Source organism: Neisseria perflava, assembly GCF_024170405.1.
Taxonomy (GTDB): Bacteria; Pseudomonadota; Gammaproteobacteria; order Burkholderiales; family Neisseriaceae; genus Neisseria; species Neisseria perflava_B.
This window is the reverse complement of the sequence record NZ_JALJYC010000005.1, coordinates 65,382-87,925: the sequence shown is the minus strand read 5'-3', so window position 1 is coordinate 87,925 and position 22,544 is coordinate 65,382. Positions and strand designations below refer to the sequence as shown.

The window sequence follows — 22,544 nt, the reverse complement described above, 5'->3', positions numbered from 1 at the left end:
TCGCCGCCTGAAACCTGTTTTCAGACGGCCTTTTCACACATTCCCATACCGGAAAACCTTACCATGACCGCTTTAAAAAACGATACCTTTTTACGCGCCCTGTTGAAACAGCCTGTCGAGTACACGCCCATTTGGATGATGCGGCAGGCGGGGCGCTATCTGCCCGAATACAAAGCCACCCGCGCACGCGCCGGCAGCTTTTTGGATTTGTGCAAAAACACCGAGCTGGCAACGGAAGTGACCATCCAGCCGCTGGAACGCTTCGATTTGGACGCGGCGATTCTGTTTTCCGATATTCTGACCGTACCCGACGCGATGGGCTTGGGGTTGTATTTCGCTGAGGGCGAAGGGCCGAAGTTTGAGCGCCCGCTGCAACACGAAGCGGATATTGCCAAGCTGGACGTGCCCGATATGGCTAAGCTGGATTATGTGTTTGACGCAGTAAGCTCTATCCGCAAGGCTTTAAACGGCCGCGTGCCGCTGATTGGTTTTTCCGGCAGCCCGTTTACATTGGCCTGCTATATGGTGGAAGGCGGCAGCAGCAAGGAGTTCCGCACCATCAAAACCATGATGTATTCGCGCCCCGATTTGCTGCACAAAATCCTAGCTGTCAACGCCCGCGCCGTGACCGCTTATTTGAACGCGCAAATCGACGCAGGTGCGCAGGCGGTGCAGATTTTCGATACTTGGGGCGGCGTATTGAGCGACGCGGCTTTCCAAGAGTTTAGCTTGCGTTATATGCAGCAGATTGTTGCCGATTTGAAACGCGAAAGCGAAGGCCGCCGCGTGCCGGTGATTGTGTTCGCCAAAGGCGGCGGTTTGTGGCTGGAGCAAATGGCCGCCATCGGCGCCGACGCGTTGGGCTTGGATTGGACGTGCAACATCGGCCAAGCCCGCCGCCGCGTGGGAGACAAAGTAGCGCTGCAAGGCAACTTCGACCCGTTTGCCCTGTTCGGCACGCCCGACAACATCCGCGCCGAAGCCGCACGCATTTTGGCCGATTACGGCCACGGCAGCGGCCATGTATTCAACTTGGGACACGGCATCAACCAACACGCCGACCCCGAACACGCTAAAATTCTGGTGGATAGCGTACACGAATTGTCGCGCCAATATCATCAAGGATAAGTGTTGGATTTTAAAAGGCCGTCTGAACAGGTATTTCGGAAAAATTTGATTTTGGGAATACTTGTTCAGACGGCCTTTTTACGGGGATTTTCTTCGCCGAAAAGGTCAGGCAAATTATATAATAAGCGTTTCATGACTGTTTTCCCGGATTACCATGACGTTTCTTTCCAATATCGAATGGGGCAAAGTATTTCTGTTTATCCACACCGCCGCTGCGCTGATTTGCATGGTTCGGGTGCTGTATAAGCAGCGTAATACCGGCTCGGCTTTTGCTTGGCTGATTATCCTGTTTCTGTTTCCTTTATTCGGTACCATCGGTTATTTGCTGATTGGCGAACCGCGATTGGGCGCGGCGCGGGCAAAGCGGGCGGATGAGATGAACCGTTTTTACGAGAGTTTTGCCGACAAATATCTGACGCCGATGTATTTGGATACCGCCGATAAAATCCCGCCGCATTATTACGGTATCAGCCAAGCGGCGGCACGGACAACGGGTTTGCAGGCAACGCAGGGCAACAGCATGACCTTGCTTTCGACCACCGACAGCATTGTCGAGAGCATGTTGGCCGACATTGACGCGGCGCAGCAATCCTGCATGCTGGCGTTTTATATCATCGACCCGCAAGGGAGGATTGAAACCTTGTTGGAGGCAGTGATTCGTGCCGCCAATCGCGGCGTGGATTGCGCGATTTTGGCCGACGGCGTGGGCAGCAGCGGTTTTTTCAAAAGCGACTGGGTCAAGCGTTTGCGCGACGCGGGCGTGGAGGTGGAATGCGCCTTGCCGGTAGGTGTGTTGCGTACGTTGTTTACGCGCACGGATTTGCGCAACCACCGTAAGATTTTGGTGCTGGACAATAAAATCGGCTACACGGGCAGCTTCAACTTGGTTGACCCGCGCTTTTTCAAACAAGATTCCGGCGTGGGCGAATGGGTGGATGTGATGATGCGCTGCACCGGGCCGATGGTGTTGGAAATGGCGGCGGTGTTTTTTGCGGATTTGGCGGTGGAAGATGATGAAAACCTGCACGGCATCCAGCAATACCTGACCGAACACCGAGACCGCATTCCGCAAATGTTGCCGAAAAAAATGCGTCAGGGCGAGATTGTGGCGCAGGTGATTCCCTCGGCACCGGAGCAGGGCGGGCATGTGATTTACGAAAACATCATCAGCGTGATTCATGCCGCCACGCGGCGGATTACCATTACCACGCCGTATTTTGTACCGGACGAGCCTTTATTGAACGCGCTGACGGTAGCTGCCAAGCGCGGCGTGGAAGTGATGCTGATTGTGCCGGCGAAGGTGGATTCTAAGATGGTACGCTATGCATCGCGTGCCTATTATCCGATGTTGCTGGCGGCGGGCGTGAAAATCGCCGCCTTCAACGGCGGCTTGCTGCACGCCAAAACCCTGACGGTGGACGGCGGCTATGCGCTCTTTGGCACGGTAAATATGGATATGCGCAGCTTTTTCCTGAATCTCGAAATCAGCTTGGCGATTTTCGATAAGGAGATGACGCAGCAGATTTATGAATTGCAACAGGGTTATTTGGCCGACAGCAGCTACATCACCGCCGATACCTGGCTGCAACGTTCGAAGTGGTGGGGTTTGGTGGAAAATACCGTGCGCTTGGTCAGCCCGTTGTTGTAGTAGCGGAAAATAAAATGGCTAAGATAAGGCCGTCTGAAAAATCCGATATTTTTTCAGACGGCCTTGCTGTTTTTATCTTTGAGCTTAATCCGCTTTGGCGTTTTCTGCTGTTTTGGACGGTTTGGCGGAAACGGTATCCTCCGCCGGTATTTCCTGTTTCGATACCAGCAACTGATCGATTTTCAGATTTTCCGTGTCAATGATTTCAAATTTGTAACCGCCGTACACCAGAAAATCCGTGCGTTTCGGGATTTTGCGCAGGGCATACATCATAAAGCCGGCGATGGTTTCGTAGTTTTCCGAATTGGGAAATTCCTCGATGTCCAGCGCGCGCATGACATCTTCCAGCGGCGTGGCGCCGTCGATAAGCCAAGTGTCTTCCGTGCGGCGGATGATTTGCGGCTCTTCTTCGGTATTGACCAGCTCGCCCATCACAATGCTCATCACGTCTTTGAGCGTTACCACGCCGACCACCAGCGCATATTCGTTGACCACCACGGCAAAATCCTCGCCCGAGGTTTTAAACGATTCCAAAACATCATAAAGCGACAGGGTATTGGGAACAAACAAAACCTTGCGCAATACCCGCTTATCCGTCAGGCGCACTTCTTTTTCTTTAAGAAACAAAGCCATCAACGTATGCGATTCGGCATAGCCGATAACCCGTTCCAAATCGCCGTCGCACACCAAAAATTTATTGTGCGGCTTTTCCGCCATCACTTCCAATACCGTTTCGCTGCTGTCGTTTTTATCGAAATACACGATGTATTCGCGCGTACTCATGGTTGAGGTCACGGTACGCTCCTGCATATCGAAAATATTTTCAATCAGATAATGCTCTTGGCGGTTGAGTACCCCCGCACGAGCGCCTGCGTCCACCACTTCGTAAATATCTTCCGAAGTCAGCTGCTCTTGGCGCACGGTGGAAATTTTCAGCATTTTGAAAATCAGATTGGCCAAGCCGTCGAAAAACCACACAAACGGTTTTAAGATAAAAATCAGAAACATCATCGGCCGCACCACGCGCACCGCCACCGCTTCCGGATGGGTCATGGCAAAGCGGCGCGGCATGAGGTCGGCAAAGAGAATGAAACCGCCGGTGGTCAGGGCAAACGTCAGCAGCGACGCCGCCGTGCTGCCCCAGCTGCCGATACCGGCAAACAAATCGCCGAAATACGGGCGCAAAGCCGCCTCGCTGATGATACCTGCCGATACCGCCACCGCGTTCACCAAAATCTGCACCACGGTAATGAAACTGCCCGGCTGCTGCTGCACATTCAATACATCCAGCGCACGCACATCGCCGTCTTTGCCCATCACCTGCAAACGGATTTTACGCGCCGAGGCCAGCGAGATTTCGCAAAAGGAGACAAAGGCGCTGATTAAAATCAGCACGGCCAGCAGCAGGAAGGCTTCGAGAATATTCATAAAATAAAGGGGATAGGGGAGAGATGGAACATTCTACCATTAAAATATTAACCGGATAGGGGGAATGTAACCGATTGGGTTTGACTATGTATCTGATGATTGTTTGTGTGGAATTAATAAAAAATATGCAGGTAAGACAACATAGATAAACAAAGGCCGTCTGAAAAATTATTTTCAGACGGCCTTTGTTGATAGGTTTTACCTATTCCGCCTCGTCATCCAACTGCTTCAACCAAGCCAGTTTTTCGCCGATTTTGATTTCCAAACCGCGCGGCACGGGGCGGTAAAAGTCCGGTTCGTCCACGCCGTCGGGCATATAAGTTTCGCCGGCGGCGTAGGCATTGGGCTCATCGTGGGCGTAGCGGTATTCCTTGCCGTAGCCCAATTCCTTCATCAATTTGGTCGGCGCATTGCGCAGGTGCACCGGTACTTCGTCGCTGGCGTGGCTTTTCACAAACTGGCGCATTTCGTTATACGCCTTGTAACCGGCATTGGATTTGGCGGCAGCGGCTAGATACAGCACGGCTTGCGCCAGCGCCAGTTCGCCCTCGGGCGAGCCGAGGCGTTCGTAAGTGGCGGCGGCTTCGTTGGCGATTTGCAGCGCGCGCGGGTCGGCCAAGCCGATGTCTTCCCATGCCATGCGCACAATGCGGCGGGCGAGGTAACGCGGGTCGGCGCCGCCGTCGAGCATGCGCCCGAACCAATACAGCGCGGCGTTGGGATGGGAGCCGCGCACGGATTTGTGCAGCGCGGAAATCTGGTTGTAGAAACTTTCGCCGCCTTTATCGAAACGACGAATTTGCGCACCGAGGCTGTCGGCGAGAAAGGCCGTGTCCAACGTATTCAGACGGCGTGTGGCGGCGGCGCGTAGAAGCTGCTCTAATAAATTCAGCAGGCGGCGGGCATCGCCATCGGCCGTCTGAATCAAGAGTTCGGCGGCGTCGGTGGTAATGGAAAAGCCTTGATATTCGGGCAGGGTCAATACTTTATCGATAAGTTGCTGCAAATCAGCAGGGGCAAGCGGCTGCAAAACATATACTTGCGCACGGCTCAACAGCGCGGGATTGACTTCAAACGACGGGTTTTCGGTGGTCGCGCCGATAAAGGTCAACAGGCCGCTTTCCACATGCGGCAAAAAAGCGTCCTGCTGTGCTTTATTGAAGCGGTGCACCTCATCGACAAACAAAATGGTGGCGCGGCCTTGCTGCAAAGCGGTTTCGGCTTTAAGTATGGCCTCGCGTATGTCTTTCACGCCGGAAAACACGGCGGAAACGGGCAGAAACTGCGTGTTGAAACTCTGCGCCAAAATCCGCGCCAGCGTGGTTTTGCCCACGCCCGGCGGCCCCCACAGCAGCATGGAATGCGGCTTGCCGCCTTCTACCGCCACGCGCAGCGGTTTGCCTTCGCCAATCAGGTGCTGCTGGCCGATGACTTCGTCGAGCGTGTGCGGGCGCAAGCGTTCGGCAAGCGGGGCTTCGGGGGTACGGGCAAACAGGTCGGACATGGTCGCTCTTTCGTTTTGCTGTTTCAGACGGCATGGGGGTTAACAGCCCCTAATTATAGCCGAATCATTCCCAAGATTCAGAGCCTTGCGGTATAATGTGCGCAATTTTTCCATCCGAATCCGATTGGAATAAACATGAACAAGATTTGGGCGGCGGCGTGTGCCGCTTTGTGTTTGGGCGCATGCAGCGCAGACAGCACGCAGCCGGTGGGTACCGGCTTGGGCGGCAGCTTGGTAAAAAAAGCGGTGGAAAGCCAATGCCGCAGCGAATTGGCCGAACGCAAAGAGTGGAAAGTATTGTCGCTGGCCTTGGGCGATGAGAAAAAAGCCGAATGGGAAAACAAAATCTGCGGCTGTGCGGCGGAAGAAGCGCCCAATCAGATGACCTCCGGCGAGATGATGCAAATGCTCGCGCCTTCCACACGCACGCAGGCGGTGGCTTCGGTAACGGCAAAAACGGTAACGGCTTGTTTTCAGCGCTTATACAAAAAATCATGAAAATAAAAGGATAAGGTCATGAAAGTCCGTTTGTCCGCCTGTATTTGCGCACTGTTGCTGCTGGGAGCATGCAGCCATTATTCAACGGCCAACCGCCCGTGCGAGAGCAAATCCTGCCAGAAATACGGTACATGGAACGCCTGCTACGGCGACCATTGCGCGATTAAAAGCAACCCGCAACAACAATAAGGCAGCGGTATGATTCGGCAATATGTGGTGGATGCGTTTAGCGATAAGCTCTTTGGCGGCAATCCGGCGGCGGTGTGTATCTTAGACGGATGGCCGTCTGAAAAACTCATGCAAAATATCGCCGTGGAAAACAATCTTTCGGAAACGGCGTTTGCCGTCAAAGAAGGTGCAGATTACCGGCTACGCTGGTTTACGCCCGGCGGCGAAATTGATTTATGCGGCCATGCGACTTTGGCAACGGCGCATGTCATCATGAGCGAGACAGATAAGGGCTTGGCGCAGGTGTCGTTTCACACCTTGAGCGGTGTGTTGACCGTGGTAAAAAACGGCAGCCGTTACGAAATGGATTTTCCGGCTTACGCGCTCGAGCCGGTGGCGGTTACACCCGAAATCTGCGCGGCGGCGGGCGCAGTGCCGTCTGAAGCGTATTTGGGACGGGATTTGCTGTGCGTGTTTGACGATGAAGATACGGTGCGCCGCCTTGCCCCCGACGGGGAAAAACTGCAAACGCTGGATGGCCTGCTGTTTCACGCCACCGCCAAAGGGCGGGATACGGACTACGTTTCGCGCAGTTTCGGGCCGAAGTTGGGCGTGGCGGAAGATCCGGTGTGCGGTTCGGGGCATTGCCATATCGTGCCGTATTGGGCGCAGCGTTTGGCGCAAAACGAAATCTTGGCATATCAGGCTTCGGCGCGCGGTGGTATGCTGTATTGCCGCCTGCAAAACGGCTGCGTGGTGTTGGGCGGCGAGGCGGTAACTTTTTCCGAATCGCTGTTGAGAATCGAGCCGTAATTTCGCTTACGTCGCCGGTTTCAGACGGCCAAACTGCCCGCAAGGCCGTCTGAAAATAATAGATTGTGATAAAAACCTATTTTCTTTTACATTACTCCTGTTGAGAGCAAATCATGAAATACATCAGTACCCGTGGTTCGACCGCGCACAAACAGTTTAGCGAAGTATTGTTGATGGGGCTTGCGCCCGACGGCGGTCTGATGCTGCCGGAAAGCTATCCGCAGGTCAGCGCCCAAATGCTGCAACAATGGCGCGGCCTGAGCTATCCCGAGCTGGCTTTCGAGATTATGAGCCTGTTTGTGAGCGATATTCCGGCGGAAGATTTGCGCGATATTTTAAACCGCACCTATACCGAAAAAGCATTCGGTACGGCAGAAATCACGCCTGTGCGCACGCTTTCCGACGGCCTGAAAATCCAAGCCCTGTCCAACGGCTCGACGCTGGCGTTTAAAGACATGGCCATGCAGTTTTTGGGCAACGCCTTTGAATATGTGTTGGCCAAAGAGGGCAAGAAGCTGAATATTTTGGGCGCGACCAGCGGCGACACCGGTTCGGCCGCCGAATACGCCCTGCGCGGCAAAAAAGGCATTAATGTCTTCATGCTGTCGCCGGAAGGCAAAATGAGCCCGTTCCAACGTGCGCAAATGTTCAGCCTGCAAGACAAAAATATTTACAACATCGCCGTTGACGGCATGTTTGACGACTGCCAAGACATCGTCAAAGCCGTGCAAAACGATGCCGAGTTTAAAGCCAAATACCACATCGGTACGGTCAACTCCATCAACTGGGGGCGTATCGTGGCGCAAGTGGTGTATTATTTCGCCGGCTATTTCAAAGCCACTTCAAGCAACGATGAGAAAGTCAGCTTCTGCGTACCGAGCGGCAATTTCGGCAATGTCTGCGCCGGCCACATCGCCCGCCAAATGGGTCTGCCGATTGGCCGCCTGATTGTCGCCACCAATGAAAACGATGTGTTGGACGAGTTCTTTAAAACCGGCGAGTACCGCCCGCGTACGGCGGATCATACGATGGTTACTTCCAGCCCATCGATGGACATTTCCAAAGCCTCCAATTTCGAGCGCTTTATCTTTGATTTGATGAACCGCGACAGCGACGAAATCAAGGCATTGTGGGCGGAAGTCGGCGCAGGCAAAGGCTTTGACCTGAGCTTTGTGCTGGACAAAATCCATCAGCAATACGGTTTTGTCTCCGGCAAATCCATCCATCAAGACCGTTTGGCCACCATCAAGCAGGTTTATCAGCAAGACGGCGAATTGATTGATCCGCATACCGCCGATGGTGTCAAAGTCGCCCGCGAAGTGCGCGAGCCGGGCGAAACCATCGTTTGCTTGGAAACCGCTTTGGCGGCTAAATTCGACACCACCATCCATGAGGCAGTCGGCAGCAATGTTGCCATTCCGCGTCCGGCGGCGCTGGCCGGTTTGGAAGATTTGCCGCAACGCGTGCAGGTTGTGCCGAACGATGCCGAAGTGGTAAAAGAAATCATCAGCGAAGCTTTAGGCAAATAATGAGCAGCGGATAGGGCGGCAAAGCGGCGCTACCCGCTCCGATTTTTAAAACACCGCCGTCGGTTTTCAGACGGCCTTATCCCATAGGAAGCAATATGGCAGCATTCAACACCCAGAAAGTATTGTCCGTACACCATTGGACCGATGCTTATTTTTCTTTCACCTGTACCCGCGACGAGTCTCTGCGCTTTGAAAACGGCCAATTCGTGATGATTGGCCTGATGGTGGACGGCAAGCCGCTGATGCGTGCATACAGCGTGGCATCGGCCAACTGGGAAGAACATCTGGAATTTTTCAGCATTAAAGTGCAAGACGGCCCTCTGACCAGCCGCCTGCAACACCTGAAAGTCGGCGATGAAATCCTCATTAGCAAAAAGCCGACCGGCACTCTGATTCTCGGCGATTTAAATCCCGGCAAACACCTGTATCTACTCTCTACCGGCACCGGCCTAGCACCTTTCTTGAGTGTGACCAAAGATCCGGAAGTGTACGAGCAGTTTGAAAAAGTGATTTTGGTACACGGCGTGCGCTACAAACAGGATTTGGCCTACTACGACCGCTTTACCAAAGAGCTGCCTAACCATGAATATCTGGGCGAAATGATTCGCGAAAAACTGATTTATTATCCGGTGGTTTCACGCGAAGAATTCGAACACCACGGCCGTCTGACCGACCTGATAAAGAGCGGTAAACTGTTTGAAGACATCGGCTTGCCGCCGATGAATGCGCAAGACGACCGCGCCATGCTGTGCGGCAGCACCGCCATGAACAAAGACACCGCCGCCATCCTCGACAGCTTCGGCCTGACCGCTTCGCCGAAAATGGGTCAACGCGGCGATTATCTGATTGAACGCGCGTTCGTGGATCAATAATCTATCGTTTGATTCGGGTAATTTAAAAACAAGGCCGTCTGAAAAATCATTTCAGACGGCCTTGTTTTGTATGCACCCCGCGATAAACTAGGAAAGCGCAAATATGACGATGGTGGGATTTCAAACGGTATTTTTAGAATTTGGCAAAGGTCTCAGGTAATAAGGAACGTGAGTTCGGGATAAGCAGATAGAATATCTTTTTAAATTTCCGAAACGTGTTTCTTCCGGCAGACAGAATCCGCAAGGATTCGTCATTCCCGCGCAGGCGGGAATCCAGAAGCCCAGTATTTCTGTAATGTTTTTAAAGTATCAGAAGCTCAAACGTCTGGATTCCCGCCTGTGCGGGAATGACGAAAATCTGGCGATTTTCTGTCTGCCGGGATTTTGTATGGTTCTGGAAATAATAAAATATTCAAAACGCTTATCCCAAACTCATGTTAAGGAAAAGCGCTATATCAAGGAATCAAAGATAAGGCCGTCTGAAATGATTTTTCAGACGGCCTTGGCTCTATTTACGGCTTTGTTTACTTGTTATCTGCTTACGCTTGCGCTACCCAGAAATCACGCGGCGCGTCCAATACCGGTTTGACGATGCCGGTGCGCACGGCGAAGTCGCCGAAGCCTTCGTTGTTTTGGCGGTTTTGCGCCCAGTTTGCAATCCAGCTTTCCAGAATCTCCAGAATTTCCGGTTCGGTGATGTTTTCTTTAAACAGGCGCGGAATGCGTGTGCCTTGGCGGTTGCTGCCGGTGTAGAGGTTGTAGCGGCCGACGGCTTTGCCCACCAGACCGATTTCGGAGAGCATGGAGCGGCCGCAACCGTTGGGGCAGCCGGTCACGCGCAAGACGATATATTCATCGTTCAGGCCGTTTTTCGCCATGATTTCGTCCACTTTGTCGGAGAATTGCGGCAGGAAGCGTTCGGCCTCGGCCATTGCCAGCGGACAGGTCGGCAGGGAAACGCAGGCCATGCTGTTTTCGCGCTGGCGGGTGATGTTGTCGCTGATTAAGCCGTGCTCACGGGCAATGCGCTCGATTTCGTCTTTTTGTTCGGGCGGTACGTTGGCGACAATCAGGTTTTGGTTGGCGGTCAGGCGGAAGTCGCCTTGGTGCACTTTGGCGATTTCGCGCATGCCGGTTTTCAGCGGACGACCGGGGTAGTCGAGCAGGCGGCCGTTTTCGATAAACAGGGTCAAATGCCAGTTGCCTTCTTCGCCTTGCACCCAGCCGATACGGTCGCCACGGGTGGTAAATTCATACGGGCGGATCGGCTCGAATTTTGCGCCCATGCGGTTTTCCACTTCGGCGATAAACACATCTGTACCGACACGCTCCAGCGTATAGCGGGTTTTAGCGTTTTTGCGGTCGCTGCGGTTGCCCCAGTCGCGTTGTACAGAAACCACGGAAGCGGCGCAGTCCAATACTTTATCTAAGCCGATAAAGCCGAATTCGCGTGCGGTGTTGGGATAGGTTTTGGTATTGCCGTGTTCCATCGACAGACCGCCGCCGACCAAGACGTTGAATCCGGCCAGTTTGCCATCTTCTTCGATGGCGATGAAGTTCAAGTCGTTGGCGTGCAAATCAACGTCATTATGCGGCGGAATGACAACAGTGGTTTTGAATTTGCGCGGCAGGTAGTTTTTACCCAATACCGGCTCGGTGGCGTCTCCGCTTTTCACGGAATCGGCCAGCGGCGCATTGACGATGTCTTCGGTGGAGTGCAATTTTTGGCCGTCCAGCCAGATTTCGGCGTAGGCGCGGGTTTTGGGCAGCAGGTGTTCGCTGATTTTTTTCGCCCATTCGTAGGCTTCTTTGTGCAGGCTGCTTTCTACCGGATTGCTGGTGCACAAGACGTTGCGGTTGACGTCGCCGGCGGTGGCGATGGAATCCAAACCCAATTCATTGAGCCATTGGTGCATGGGTTTGACATCGTCTTTCAATACGCCGTGGAACTGGAAGGTTTGGCGGTTGGTCAGACGGATAGAGCCGTAGATGGTTTTTTCACCGGCAAATTTGTCGATACCCAGCCATTGCTGCGGCGAGATGATGCCGCCGGGCAAGCGGCAGCGCAGCATGACGTTTTTCAGGTTGTCGAGTTTCTGATCGTTGCGCTCGGCGCGGATGTCGCGGTTGTCCTGCTCGTACATGCCGTGGAAGCGGATAAGCTGGAAGTTGTCGCCGTTGAAACCGCCGGTCAGACCGTCTTTGAGGTCTTCGGCGATGGTGCCGCGCAGGTGGTGGCTGTCGCCTTTCAAGCGTTCGTTGTCGGCAAGCGGCGCGTCGGGCAGTTTGGCGCGCGGGTCGGTGGTGGTCATCGGAGTGCTCCTGGATTTATTGTGATAATGAAGGGTACTTTACTGATGCTGCTGAAAAATGGGAAAGAATGGTTTGTTGTATTTTAAGATGATTTTGTTATATTGCAATATCGCAAGACGATAAAACGGCGCTCTTAGACGAGGAGCGCCGTTGATACGGGAAAATCAAGCGTTGCCTTCCGGCTCGGGTACGTCAAACACCTGCCGCAGATAGGCGAGGAAGGTGGTGTTGTTGGTCATGGTTTTGCCCGGGCTGTCGGAGAGCTTGGCGACGGATTGGCCGTTGCACTCCACCAGTTTCAAGACGATGTTCAGCGGGGTATGCCCCAAATCATTGGTGAGGTTGGTGCCGATACCGAAGCTGGTTTTGAAACGGTCTTTGAAGTATTGGTGCAATGCCCACGAGCGTTCCAAATCGAGGCCGTCTGAAAAAGTCAGCATTTTGGTACGGCTGTCGATTTTGAGCTTTTTGTAGTGGGCGTAGGCTTTTTCGCCCCACACATACGGATCGCCGCTGTCGTGGCGCAGGCCGTCAAACAGTTTGGCAAAATACAGGTCGAAATCGCGCAAGAAAGCGTCCATGCCGACGACGTCGGTCAGGGCGATACCCAAGTCGCCACGGTATTCGTGCACCCAGGCTTCCAGCGCGGCTTTTTGGAAATTGCGCAGGCGCACGTCCAGCGCTTGGAATGCTTGCAAAAATTCGTGCGCCATCGTGCCGATGGGGGTGATGTTGAGTTTTTTCGCCAGATAGACATTGCTCGTGCCTCGGAAAATATCCGGTGCGGCTTCGTAGAGGGTACGCAATACATGCTCCTGCCACGCCAGCGTATAGCGGCGGCGCGTGCCGAAATCGGAGACGAGAAACGGCGGGTCGTTGGGGTTTTGCGTGGCGGCGATGTTGCACAGGAAATCGGCTTTCGCTTGCAGGCGGCGTTCGCCTTCTTCCAATACGGCAGGGGTTTCCAAGCGGCGGAAAAACAGCTCGTTGACAATCGCCAGAATGAAAATCTCGAAGAACATCGCCTGTATCATCGGCCCTTCAATACAGATGTTCAGACGACCTTGCTCATCGGGGCTGACGGTAACGAAGCGGCGTTTGAGCTGGAACAGCTCCAAATAATCGACAAAATCGCTTTTGATAAAGCGCAGGCTGCGCAGATACAGCAGCTCGTCGTCGGTAAAGCGCAGTTGGCACAGCGTATCCAATTCGCGCTCGAAGTCTTCCTGAATGTCGGCCAGCGGATACACCATTTCTTTATTGCGGCAGCGGAATTCGTAGCGGCTGTAAGTTTGCGGAAATTGGTGCAACACCACCTGCAACATGGTGAATTTGTATAAATCGGTGTCGAGTAAGGATTTGACGATGGGTGGGCGGACGTCTGTCATGGTTTTCCTCTCTGGTATTTTTTACTCGTTAAAGCAGTATGGTATTAAAGCACGTTTGGCAGCGCTTGTGGCGGCGGGCGGCAAGAAATTTAATGTGTGAACGAAAGGCCGTCTGAAAACGGCGGTGTCATGATATTTTTCAGACGGCCTCGTTATCCGTTCGCGCCGTTTGCTCCGCGCTTTCCGTTTCATCCTGTTTCAAATGGATTTCAATTTCGGCAAAATTTTCCGGCTGCACGATTCTGACCAAGCCTTCTTTAGCCAGTTCCAACAGGGCGATGAAATTCACCACCACATACGCCGCGCCCTGTTCGGGCTTAAACAGCGCGGAAAAACGGCAAAATCCCTGCTCGTTCAGTCGGCGCAAAATCGCCGTCATCTGCGCGCGCACGGAAATCGCTTCCTGCACTACGGCATGACTTTGGGTATGCTTGGCGCGGGACAAAATCCCCAGCCATGCCTGCGTCAAATCGGCCACATACACCTCAGGCAGCTTGGCTTCAACGGCGATTTCCAGCGGCAGGTATGCCCAAGCAAAATCACGTCCGGCACGCGGCAGTGCGTCCAAGCCCTGCGCCGCCAGTTTCATCTGCTCGTAAGCCAGCAGACGGCGCACCAGTTCGGCACGCGGGTCGTGTTCTTCGTCTTCGATTTCTTCCGGGCGCGGCAGCAAGAGGCGCGATTTAATCTCAATCAACATCGCCGCCATTAAAAGATATTCTGCCGCCAAATCAAATTGATAGGCTTCCATTTGCGCAATGTAGTGCAGATACTGCTCAGTGATTTTCACCATCGGAATATCCAAAACATCAATATTCTGCTTGCGAATTAGATACAGCAGCAAATCCAACGGGCCCTGGAAACTGCTCAACACCACTTCCAGCGCGTCGGGCGGAATAAACAAATCCTGTGGGATGTCGGTAACGGGTTGGCCGAACACCCAGGCGATGGTGTTTTCGGCATGATGAATCTGAACGGCGCTATCCATTATTTGCCCGCCGCAATATGGTCGATGGCCGCTTGCGCGCAATACAGGCCGAAGGTCGCCGTCACCAGCATACTCGCGCCGTAGCCCGCGCATGACAAGCCTTGCGGCGCGGCGGCATTCCCGCCTACCGTGCAGGCTTCGCCTGATTGCGGCGGAGTAATGTTTTCGGTGGAATACACGCAGGGTACGCGCATTTTTTCTTGGGTATCGCGCGAAAAGCCGTAGCGCTTGCGCAGGGTGTAGCGCAGGTTGGCCAATAAGGGATCGTGGGTCACGCGGCTCAAATCGGCCGTCTGAATCAGCGCGGGATTTTTCTGACCGCCCGCGCCGCCGCTGAGGATAAACGGCTGTTTGTGTTTGACAAAATAATCCGCCATCGCCGCTTTGACGCGGATTTGGTCGATGGCGTCGATGACAAAATCAAAGCCGTCTGAAAACAATCCGTTTAAATTTTCTTCGGTCACAAAATCTTCGATTTCGGTAACTTCGCAGGCGGGATTGATTTGCAGGATACGCTCGTGCAGCGCGGTAACTTTGGCTTTGCCGAAATCATCGGTGAGCGCGTGGAGCTGGCGGTTGATATTGGATTCGGCGACATTGTCCAAATCAATCAGAGTCAGACGGCCGATACCGCTGCGCGCCAGCGCTTCCACCGCCCACGAGCCGACGCCACCCACGCCGGCCACGCACACGTGCGATTCGTGAAAACGCTGTAAAGCCGTATCGCCGTAGAGCCGGGCAATGCCGCCGAAGCGGCGGGAAGAGAGGGAAGCGGTGTCGGACATGGTCAACCTTGTGATAAATCAACAAACAAATAAATCTGGCGAACGGCAGCAAAAAAATACTGCCTGATTTGGCCTGACCGTATTATACTGGAAAGCAGAAAGACAGTTGTGCAAAGCAGAAATAACAGTCTATAATCAATTTACCCTTTTTATTTACATCCGCTGCCGGAGCAGGTGCGGCGCACAAGGAGAACGATTATGTACAAACATTTGGTGGTTGCCGTAGATGGTAGCGAAACTTCTTTGAACGCGTTGAAACATGCGGCCGAACTGGCGCAAGTCAACGATGCCCGCCTGACTTTGGTGCATGTGGCCAACCCCGCCGAATACATGGCTTTGGCGCCCGAATTCCTGCAACACGAAAGCTATGAAGCCGCTGCCGTGGCACAAGGTACGGAAGTCTTGGATTTTGCCGAAAAAACCGCCCGCGAAGACGGCGTACACAATATCGTCAAACACCTGCTGGTCGCCAACAAAGGCGCGCGCGAAATGGCGCAGGAATTGGTGGATTACGCCGATGAAAACGGCGCGGATTTACTGGTATTGGGTACGCACGGCCGTACCGGTCTGATGCATTTGCTGATGGGCAGCTTCGCCGAAACCGTAATGCGCCAAAGCCATCTGCCGCTCCTGATTATCCGCAGCAAAGGCGAGGATGACGAAGCATAATTGCCGTTTGCATCATGATTAGATGAAGGCCGTCTGAAAACTTGGGGATTTTTCCGTTTTCAGACGGCCTTTACGCATTATGTACCCCATAGGAAAACGGCATGAATCCTACCGACAGCCGCGTGTTATGTATTAAAATCGGGCAGCCCGTCTTATTGCGCTTTGACGACGGCAGCGAAATGGAAAGTGCCATCCGCAAGCAGCCTGTCGAATCGGTAAAAGTAGATGAACACGGCTTGGTCGGCAACGATGTCGGCCTCAAAGCGCACCACGGCGGCGTGGACAAGGCTGTGTTTCTGATGTCGGCTGATTCGTTTGAACAGCTCAACCGATTGACCGGTAAAAGTTTCGGCTACGAAGGGGAGGCGGTGTACTGCGAAAATTTGGTGTTGTCGGGTTTGAACGAAAAAAACGTGCGCGTCGGCGATGTCTATCAAATCGGCACGTGTCTGCTGGAAATCGCCCAGCCGCGCCGCCCGTGCAGCCGCTTATCCAAAAACAGCAGCTACCCGGTTATGAAAGAAACCATCTTTGCTAGCGGGCTGACCGGCTGGTACGCCCGCGTGATAAAGGGCGGCGAGATCCGGCGCGGCAATAGCGTGATTTTGCAGCAGGCCGGACACCCCGATTTAAGCATTATGGCGCTCAACCGCCTGCTTTCTGCCGACGGCGTGCCATATCCTGACAAAATTCAGACGGCCTTAGACTATCCGCCGCTGGCCGAAGCCTTCAAGCGTTCGCTGCGCGATAAATTAAACGGCGGTGATGGTATGGTAAAAGGCTGAAACATACCGTCAGGCCGTCTGAAAAATAAGATTATTTTATTGAACCCAATACATTAAAAGGAAACGACTTGATGCAACCGGCAACCAGTGAGGCATTTTTGCACTATATGCAACAGCAGCGATATCCCGATACCATTTTCGTTATTGGCGGCGGGCCGTCGCTGAAAAATGTCAATTTCAGCCTGTTTACGCCCGAACATTTCGTGATTGTCTGCAATCAGGCCTTCGAGCTGATGCCGCATGCGCGTATCGCCCATCATTGCGACCACAAATGGTGGCGCGACTACCGCACCAGTTTGGCGGAAAATTTTAAAGGCGAATTTATCACCGGCTGCGGTTTGGGCTGTAATCTGGAGGAAGACGGCAGCGTGTTGCGGGTAGGTTTGCGCAATCAAAACAGCCAGTTGGGCGAGGAGATGTTTTATCCGACAGATGATATTTATGTTTACGGCGGTAACAGTGGCTTGCAAGCCCTTTCGCTGGCGCATTTGTTTGCGCCGAAAAATATCGTGTTGATTGGTTTCGATTTTCAGGCCAAAGACGGTAAAAGCCACGGCTATGCGAAAAAAGACCAGCAGGCGGTGGACAGTTATTTGCGCTTTTGGAAGATGTTTGTCAAAGATTTCAACCGCTTTGAAAAGCTGCGCCGCGATGTGTGGCGAGCCGACAACCCGTTGCCGGAAATTTGGAACGTCAATCCCGATTCGGCTTTGACGCTGTATGACCGCAGCAGAAAATTGGCGGATTTTCTTTAGGAAAACGGTTGATTTGAAAACAGATTGATAGTCGACAGACGGTAATAGCAGACCGTCTGAAAATAAAAAAAGCACGCCCTCGAAGGAGGGCGTGCTTTTTCTGTTTGGAAGTTGTTATTTCCAACTAATATATATTTGTTTTAAATCATAATTTTAATTGTAATTGAATGTAGTTTTATCAAAAAAGAGTAGACAGCACATTACGATTTGTGAGAAAAAACGGTTTATACAAATTGTATACAATAAAAATAATGATAACATCTGAAGTCCTACAACAAGACTTCGGAGCAGCAATGTCCAAACACAGCACAGACCGCAAAACCTTAATGGCCGAAACTTTACGCCGCCGCATTCTCAGCATGGAGTTGCGCCCCGGTGCAGTAGTGGATGAAGTAAAACTGGGAGATGAATTCAGCATATCCCGTTCGCCTGTGCGCGAGCTTATCCGGCAAATGGCGGCAGAAGGTTATCTGGAGTTGGAAGAAAACCGCGCCGCACGGGTATCGGCTATGGGATACGATGCTTTGCGCAATTTCTTTTTGGCTGCGCCGCTGCTGTATACCGCAACCGCACAGCTGGCGGCGGAAAATGCGACGGCGGCGGAAATTGCCGCATTAAAAGACATTCAGTTACACGTCGCGGCAGCGGCGCGTGACGGCGACACCGAGGGCAGCGTCTACCACAACAACCGTTTTCATTGGGAAATCGGCAAGATGGCGCACAACCCTTATCTGTTGCCAAGTATGGAGCGGGTTTTAATCGACCATGCACGGTTGGGCAAACTGTTTTACCACCATGAGGCGGGTAAAAGCATGCAGCAGGATGCCTACACAGCAGTGGCGCAACACGATGAGATTATTGCTGCAATCGAGCAGCGGGACAGCGCGGCGGTGGTACGGCTGATGCGCGAACACATGGAGCTGTCAAGACGGCGGATGACGGAATATGTGATTCCGTCGGGATTGGAAGGGGAGATAGTCATGTCCTGATATTGGTTCCGAGGCCGTCTGAAATATCCGTGTTCTGCCTGCGCTATATTCTGTCAGGCCGGTAGCAAACCGGCACAGTTTGCAAACAAGGAGAAACCGAGATGATTCAAGTCAAAGCCTTACCCGATGATGACCAAGCTTGCGGCTGGTTTCATACCGCGCCGCAACGCACAGCCAAACCCGCACATTCGGGCAACAGTCAGGTACGTTGGGCAGTTATCGGTGCGGGCTATGTCGGCTTGGCCGCCGCCCGCCGCTTGGCCGAACGCTTTCCTGATGACGAGGTTGCGTTGATTGAAGCGCAGGAAGTCGGTTTCGGCACGGCCGGACGCAATGCCGGCTTTGCCATTGATTTGCCGCACGACATCGGTGCGGATGATTACATCGGCGATGTGGAAACCGCCAAAATGGTGTTGAAGCTGAATAAAACCGGCCAGCAGTATTTGGCCGGTTTGGTCGGCAAACACAATATCCAATGCCATATGCGGCATTCGGGAAAATATCAGGCCGCCGTCGAGCCGCGCGGTTTGGCGGTATTGAAAGCCTACCGCAGCGGTTTGGACAAATTGGGCGAACCGTATGAAGTCATCAACGGACAGGATTTGCCCAACCACATCGGCACATCATTTTACAAAGAAGCCTTGTTCACGCCGGGCACGATTCTGCTCCAGCCTTCCGCGCTGGTCAAAGGTTTGGCCGACAGCCTGCCTGCCAATGTTTCTCTCTATGAACACACCGCGATTACCGGTGTTGATTACGGCGAAAAAGTCACGCTAACCCATGCGGGCGGCACGATTACCGCCGACAAGCTCATTTTGGCCAATAATGCCTTCGGCCAGCATTTCGGTTTTCTCAAAGGCCGTTTTATTCCCTTGTTTCTGTATGCCAGTCTGAGCCGTCCGCTGAATGAAGACGAACAGGCGCGTTTGGGCGGCAAAGACTTCTGGGGTGTGATTCCCGCGGATCCGGGCGGTTCGACCGTACGCCGTACCCACGACAACCGCATTCTGATGCGCAACAGCTTTAGCTTCCATCCCAATGGTGTGGGCGATCGCAGCAAATTGGCCAAGTTCCGCGAAAACCACCGCAAATCGTTTGCCAACCGTTTCCCTATGCTGCCGGATGTGGATTTCGAATACACCTGGAGCGGCCAGTTGGCGATGACGCGCAACCACCAGTCTTTTTTCGGCCAACTTGCACCCAATGTCTACGCCGCACTCGGCTGCAACGGCTTGGGTGTCACGCGCGGCACGGTATCCGGCATGCTGCTGGCCGACTGGTTGGCTGGCGAGAAGAACGACATGATTGATTTTCTGCTCGCCTCACCCGGCCCCAACGCCAATCCGCCCGAACCGTTTTTATCTGTCGGGGTCAATCTCAGCCTGTGGAACACTTGGCGTAAAGCGGGCTTGGAAGCCTAGGCTGTTATTCAAATTATGCTGACTCTATATTCAGACGGCCTGAAACAGGCAAAGGCCGTCTGAACATATAGCTTACTAAAACGGTTTTTTAGGAAAACGGATTATTTTGAATTTGTCCGTTTTCCTAAACCGCTGGATAAAGGGTCGTAGAAACCCTGAACGGAAGAACACATTCCATAAAAATAAAATACCGTCTGAAAAATATTTCCTGCTTTCAGACGGCCTCTGCAAAGCGCGGGTGCATTGCCCGTTCGGACTACACGCAACAAAAGGAGAAACAAAGTGGCTAATTACGTTTCGATTGAAGATGTTCCCTTGAACCGTTTTCACCGATTGCTGACCGCCCGTTCGGGTGGCGGCTGGGTAATGGACGGCTATATCCTCAGCATTATCGGTGTTGCTCTGGTGGCGATGTCGGCTGAGCTTAATATTAACGGCTTTTGGCAGGGCATGATTGCCGCTTCCGCACTGTTCGGCATTTTTGCCGGCGGTTTTCTCGGCGGTTGGCTGACCGGTTTGGTCGGACGGCAGAAACTGTATTTTGTCGGGCCGGTGTTGTTTACCGTCTGCTCGGTAATTCAATTTTGGGCGGACTCCGCTTGGTTGGTATTCCTCTGCCGCTTTATCATCGGTATCGGTGTCGGTTTCGAATATCCGGTGGCCGGTTCGCTGCTGGTGGAGTTTCTGCCGAAAAAATACCGTGGCCCACGTTTAGCGGCACTGACGATTTTGTGGTTTGCCGGTGCAGCATTATCGTATATCGCCGGTACGCTGATTCTGCGCGAATTCGGTGATGCGGCATGGCGATGGGTGGTGTTGAGCCCGGCTTTTATCGGTGTCGCGCTGTTCCTGCTGCGCTTGGGTACGCCCGAATCTCCGCGCTGGCTGTTGAGCAAAGGCCGCAAAGCTGAGGCGGAAGCCGTTATCAAGCAAGTGTACGGCAGCGATTTTTCCCTGCGCAACCTGCCGGAGGAACCGACGCAGAGTAACGCCACGCTGTTGGATATTCTGAAAGCCGGTTACGGCCCGCGTATGCTGTTTGTGGTGGTGTTTTGGAGCTGTTCGGTGATTCCCGTGTTTGCCGTGTATGCGTTTGCACCGCGCGTATTGTCTGCCTTGAACCTACAGGGCGCATGGGCGGATTATGGCTCGGTATTGATTACGCTGCTGTTTGTAGTCGGCTGTATTCTCGGTACGAAGCTGATTAACTCGCTTGGCCGCCGAAAATTAGTGATTCACAGCTTCTTGTGGTCAGGCTTGGCACTGCTCGGTTTGGGTTATTTCTCCGAGGCTTCGGAAATGCTGGTGCTGGCTTTGTTCGGCGCATATGCGGTGTTTATCGGTGGTGCGCAGGTGTTGCAGCTGGTTTATCCGAACGAGCTGTTCCCGACCGAAATCCGTTCGCAGGCTGTCGGTATCGGCGCATCGTTGTCGCGTATCGGCGCAGCGGTCGGTACATGGGCAGTGCCGCTGTCGCTGGACGGAATCGGTATCGGCAACACCATGTATGCCGCCGCAGCCGTCACTCTGCTGGGTCTGCTGGTTTCTGTTTGGCTTGCGCCTGAAACCAAAGGTTTGGACTTGCAGGAAGCCAGTTCACTCAAACGCAAACCGGCCAAACCTGAAAACGTCAGCCGCAAAACTTCTGCCGCCTGACTTGATTTTTACCCGACTTTAGGCTGTCTGAAAGCGCAGCCTTTGCGCCATAAAGCGGCCTGTTCACCCACATCATTTAACGGAGCAATTACCATGAAATTCGAAGGTATCTACACCCCCGCCATCACCCCGCTAGACGCCGCGGGCAATATAGACCAAGCCGCATTTGCCGAGGTATTGGAATACCTGATTGCTAATAAGGTACACGGCATCATCATCGGTGGATCTACCGGCGAATACTACGCCCATACCCTGCAAGAGCGTTTCGCTTTGGCGAAACAGGCTAAAGATGTCATCGGTGGACGCGTGCCGTTGGTGGTCGGCACCGGAGCCATCCGTACCGAAGATTCAGTTGCCTTGGGGTCGATGGCTAAAGACATCGGCGCAGATGCCGTTTTGGTCGGCACACCGCCTTACGCGCTGCCGACACAGGCGGAAAACGCCGCCCATGCGCTGGCGGTGGACAAAGCTGCCGGTCTGCCCATCATGCTCTACAACTACCCCGGCCGCATGAATATGACCATGGAACGCGAATTTTTTGAAACTGTATTGTCCGCGTCTAAAAATTTCGTGGCGATTAAAGAAAGTACCGGCCGCCCCGAGCAGCTGCATATGCTGGTGCATGATTTCCCGCAGTTGCAGGTGTCGTGCGGCTGGGATGATCAGGCGCTGGAATTTTTCGCATGGGGTGCGCGAAGCTGGGTGTGCGCCGGGTCCAACTTCCTGTTGGCCGAACACATCGCGCTGTATCAGGCATGCGCAGTGGAAAAAGATTTCGACAAAGGCCGTAAAATTATGAATGCCATGCTGCCGTTTATGGATTTCCTGGAAGGCGGCAAATTCGTGCAGTCCATCAAATACGGCTGCGAACTGGCCGGTTTGAAAGCTGGCGGCGTGCGCCTGCCGCTTTTGGGTTTGGATGAAACCGAAAAAACGGAATTGGCCGCGATTGTCGCCAAATTGAAAGCTGACGTGGCAGCGGTTGCCGCATAACCGTACAGGCCGTCTGAACGGGAATATTCAGACGGCCTGTACAACCCGCACGTCGGATATTCAGGCCGTCTGAAAAGGCCGAACTTTAAACCTCAAAGGAAAGAAAAGATGTTTCAACACACAGGACTGCACATAAGGCGCAGCCCTATGTGTTGCCCTGATTCAGACGGGGTTACGCCCCGCTTGAATAGACCCTGATTCTACCGCCATAAAT

At 53.4% G+C, this 22,544-nt stretch carries 20 protein-coding genes; 14 read left to right on the top strand and 6 right to left on the bottom strand.

Annotated elements, in window-relative coordinates:
• Nucleotides 1–63 precede the first annotated feature (63 nt).
• Both hemE and cls read left to right on the top strand, forming a co-directional pair.
• Complete coding sequence (gene hemE, locus J2T37_RS03140) at nucleotides 64–1,128, top strand: uroporphyrinogen decarboxylase (RefSeq protein ID WP_253353740.1); 1,065 nt, start codon at nucleotides 64–66, stop codon at nucleotides 1,126–1,128.
• Nucleotides 1,129–1,282: 154 nt separating this feature from the next.
• On the top strand, nucleotides 1,283–2,776 hold the full coding sequence (cls, locus tag J2T37_RS03135; RefSeq protein WP_253353739.1) for a cardiolipin synthase: 1,494 nt from the start codon (nucleotides 1,283–1,285) through the stop codon (nucleotides 2,774–2,776).
• A gap of 84 nt (nucleotides 2,777–2,860) precedes the next feature.
• Here the strand turns inward: cls and J2T37_RS03130 are convergent, their stop codons facing one another.
• Both J2T37_RS03130 and J2T37_RS03125 read right to left on the bottom strand, forming a co-directional pair.
• Complete coding sequence (locus J2T37_RS03130; protein ID WP_253353738.1) at nucleotides 2,861–4,204, bottom strand: hemolysin family protein; 1,344 nt, start codon at nucleotides 4,202–4,204, stop codon at nucleotides 2,861–2,863.
• A gap of 202 nt (nucleotides 4,205–4,406) precedes the next feature.
• Nucleotides 4,407–5,708, bottom strand: coding sequence for a replication-associated recombination protein A (locus tag J2T37_RS03125; RefSeq protein ID WP_253353737.1), 1,302 nt, complete (start codon nucleotides 5,706–5,708; stop codon nucleotides 4,407–4,409).
• A gap of 135 nt (nucleotides 5,709–5,843) precedes the next feature.
• On the opposite strand from J2T37_RS03125, the gene J2T37_RS03120 reads away from it, so the two are divergent.
• From J2T37_RS03120 to J2T37_RS03100, 5 genes are all read left to right on the top strand, one after another.
• Complete coding sequence (locus J2T37_RS03120) at nucleotides 5,844–6,206, top strand: hypothetical protein (protein WP_253353736.1); 363 nt, start codon at nucleotides 5,844–5,846, stop codon at nucleotides 6,204–6,206.
• Nucleotides 6,207–6,224: 18 nt separating this feature from the next.
• Nucleotides 6,225–6,395, top strand: a complete 171-nt coding sequence (locus tag J2T37_RS03115) for a hypothetical protein (RefSeq protein WP_253353735.1) — start codon at nucleotides 6,225–6,227, stop codon at nucleotides 6,393–6,395.
• A 9-nt stretch (nucleotides 6,396–6,404) separates the two neighbouring features.
• Nucleotides 6,405–7,187, top strand: a complete 783-nt coding sequence (locus J2T37_RS03110; protein WP_253353734.1) for a PhzF family phenazine biosynthesis protein — start codon at nucleotides 6,405–6,407, stop codon at nucleotides 7,185–7,187.
• Nucleotides 7,188–7,300: 113 nt separating this feature from the next.
• Nucleotides 7,301–8,716 (top strand): threonine synthase, encoded by a 1,416-nt coding sequence (thrC, locus tag J2T37_RS03105; protein WP_253353733.1) that lies wholly within the window; start codon nucleotides 7,301–7,303, stop codon nucleotides 8,714–8,716.
• Nucleotides 8,717–8,811: 95 nt separating this feature from the next.
• Entirely contained in the window at nucleotides 8,812–9,588 is a 777-nt protein-coding gene (locus tag J2T37_RS03100; protein WP_253353732.1) for a ferredoxin--NADP reductase, read from the top strand.
• Nucleotides 9,589–10,127: 539 nt separating this feature from the next.
• Here the strand turns inward: J2T37_RS03100 and cysI are convergent.
• From cysI to J2T37_RS03080, 4 genes are all read right to left on the bottom strand, one after another.
• On the bottom strand, nucleotides 10,128–11,900 hold the full coding sequence (gene cysI, locus J2T37_RS03095) for an assimilatory sulfite reductase (NADPH) hemoprotein subunit (RefSeq protein ID WP_253353731.1): 1,773 nt from the start codon (nucleotides 11,898–11,900) through the stop codon (nucleotides 10,128–10,130).
• A 165-nt stretch (nucleotides 11,901–12,065) separates the two neighbouring features.
• Nucleotides 12,066–13,289, bottom strand: a complete 1,224-nt coding sequence (gene pncB / locus J2T37_RS03090; RefSeq protein ID WP_253353730.1) for a nicotinate phosphoribosyltransferase — start codon at nucleotides 13,287–13,289, stop codon at nucleotides 12,066–12,068.
• 139 nt (nucleotides 13,290–13,428) lie between these two features.
• Nucleotides 13,429–14,277 carry a segregation and condensation protein A gene (locus J2T37_RS03085; protein ID WP_253353729.1) on the bottom strand — a complete coding sequence of 283 codons (849 nt, stop codon included), beginning with the start codon at nucleotides 14,275–14,277 and terminating at the stop codon, nucleotides 13,429–13,431.
• A complete protein-coding gene (locus J2T37_RS03080; protein ID WP_253353728.1) occupies nucleotides 14,277–15,062 on the bottom strand; it encodes a tRNA threonylcarbamoyladenosine dehydratase in 786 nt (261 codons plus the stop codon). The genes J2T37_RS03085 and J2T37_RS03080 overlap by 1 nt, the downstream gene beginning before the upstream one ends.
• Nucleotides 15,063–15,260: 198 nt before the next feature.
• On the opposite strand from J2T37_RS03080, the gene J2T37_RS03075 reads away from it, so the two are divergent.
• The 7 genes from J2T37_RS03075 (at nucleotide 15,261) to J2T37_RS03045 (ending at nucleotide 22,330) form a co-directional block, all read left to right on the top strand.
• Nucleotides 15,261–15,731 (top strand): universal stress protein, encoded by a 471-nt coding sequence (locus tag J2T37_RS03075; protein WP_253353727.1) that lies wholly within the window; start codon nucleotides 15,261–15,263, stop codon nucleotides 15,729–15,731.
• A 101-nt stretch (nucleotides 15,732–15,832) separates the two neighbouring features.
• A complete protein-coding gene (locus tag J2T37_RS03070) occupies nucleotides 15,833–16,516 on the top strand; it encodes an MOSC domain-containing protein (protein WP_253353726.1) in 684 nt (227 codons plus the stop codon).
• Between the two features lie 71 nt (nucleotides 16,517–16,587).
• Nucleotides 16,588–17,271 (top strand): hypothetical protein, encoded by a 684-nt coding sequence (locus J2T37_RS03065; RefSeq protein ID WP_253353725.1) that lies wholly within the window; start codon nucleotides 16,588–16,590, stop codon nucleotides 17,269–17,271.
• Between the two features lie 293 nt (nucleotides 17,272–17,564).
• A complete protein-coding gene (locus tag J2T37_RS03060; protein WP_253353724.1) occupies nucleotides 17,565–18,260 on the top strand; it encodes a GntR family transcriptional regulator in 696 nt (231 codons plus the stop codon).
• Nucleotides 18,261–18,361: 101 nt separating this feature from the next.
• Entirely contained in the window at nucleotides 18,362–19,681 is a 1,320-nt protein-coding gene (locus J2T37_RS03055) for an NAD(P)/FAD-dependent oxidoreductase (RefSeq protein WP_253353723.1), read from the top strand.
• 282 nt (nucleotides 19,682–19,963) lie between these two features.
• Nucleotides 19,964–21,337 (top strand): MFS transporter, encoded by a 1,374-nt coding sequence (locus J2T37_RS03050; protein ID WP_253353722.1) that lies wholly within the window; start codon nucleotides 19,964–19,966, stop codon nucleotides 21,335–21,337.
• Between the two features lie 93 nt (nucleotides 21,338–21,430).
• A complete protein-coding gene (locus tag J2T37_RS03045) occupies nucleotides 21,431–22,330 on the top strand; it encodes a dihydrodipicolinate synthase family protein (RefSeq protein WP_253353721.1) in 900 nt (299 codons plus the stop codon).
• Nucleotides 22,331–22,544 lie beyond the last annotated feature (214 nt).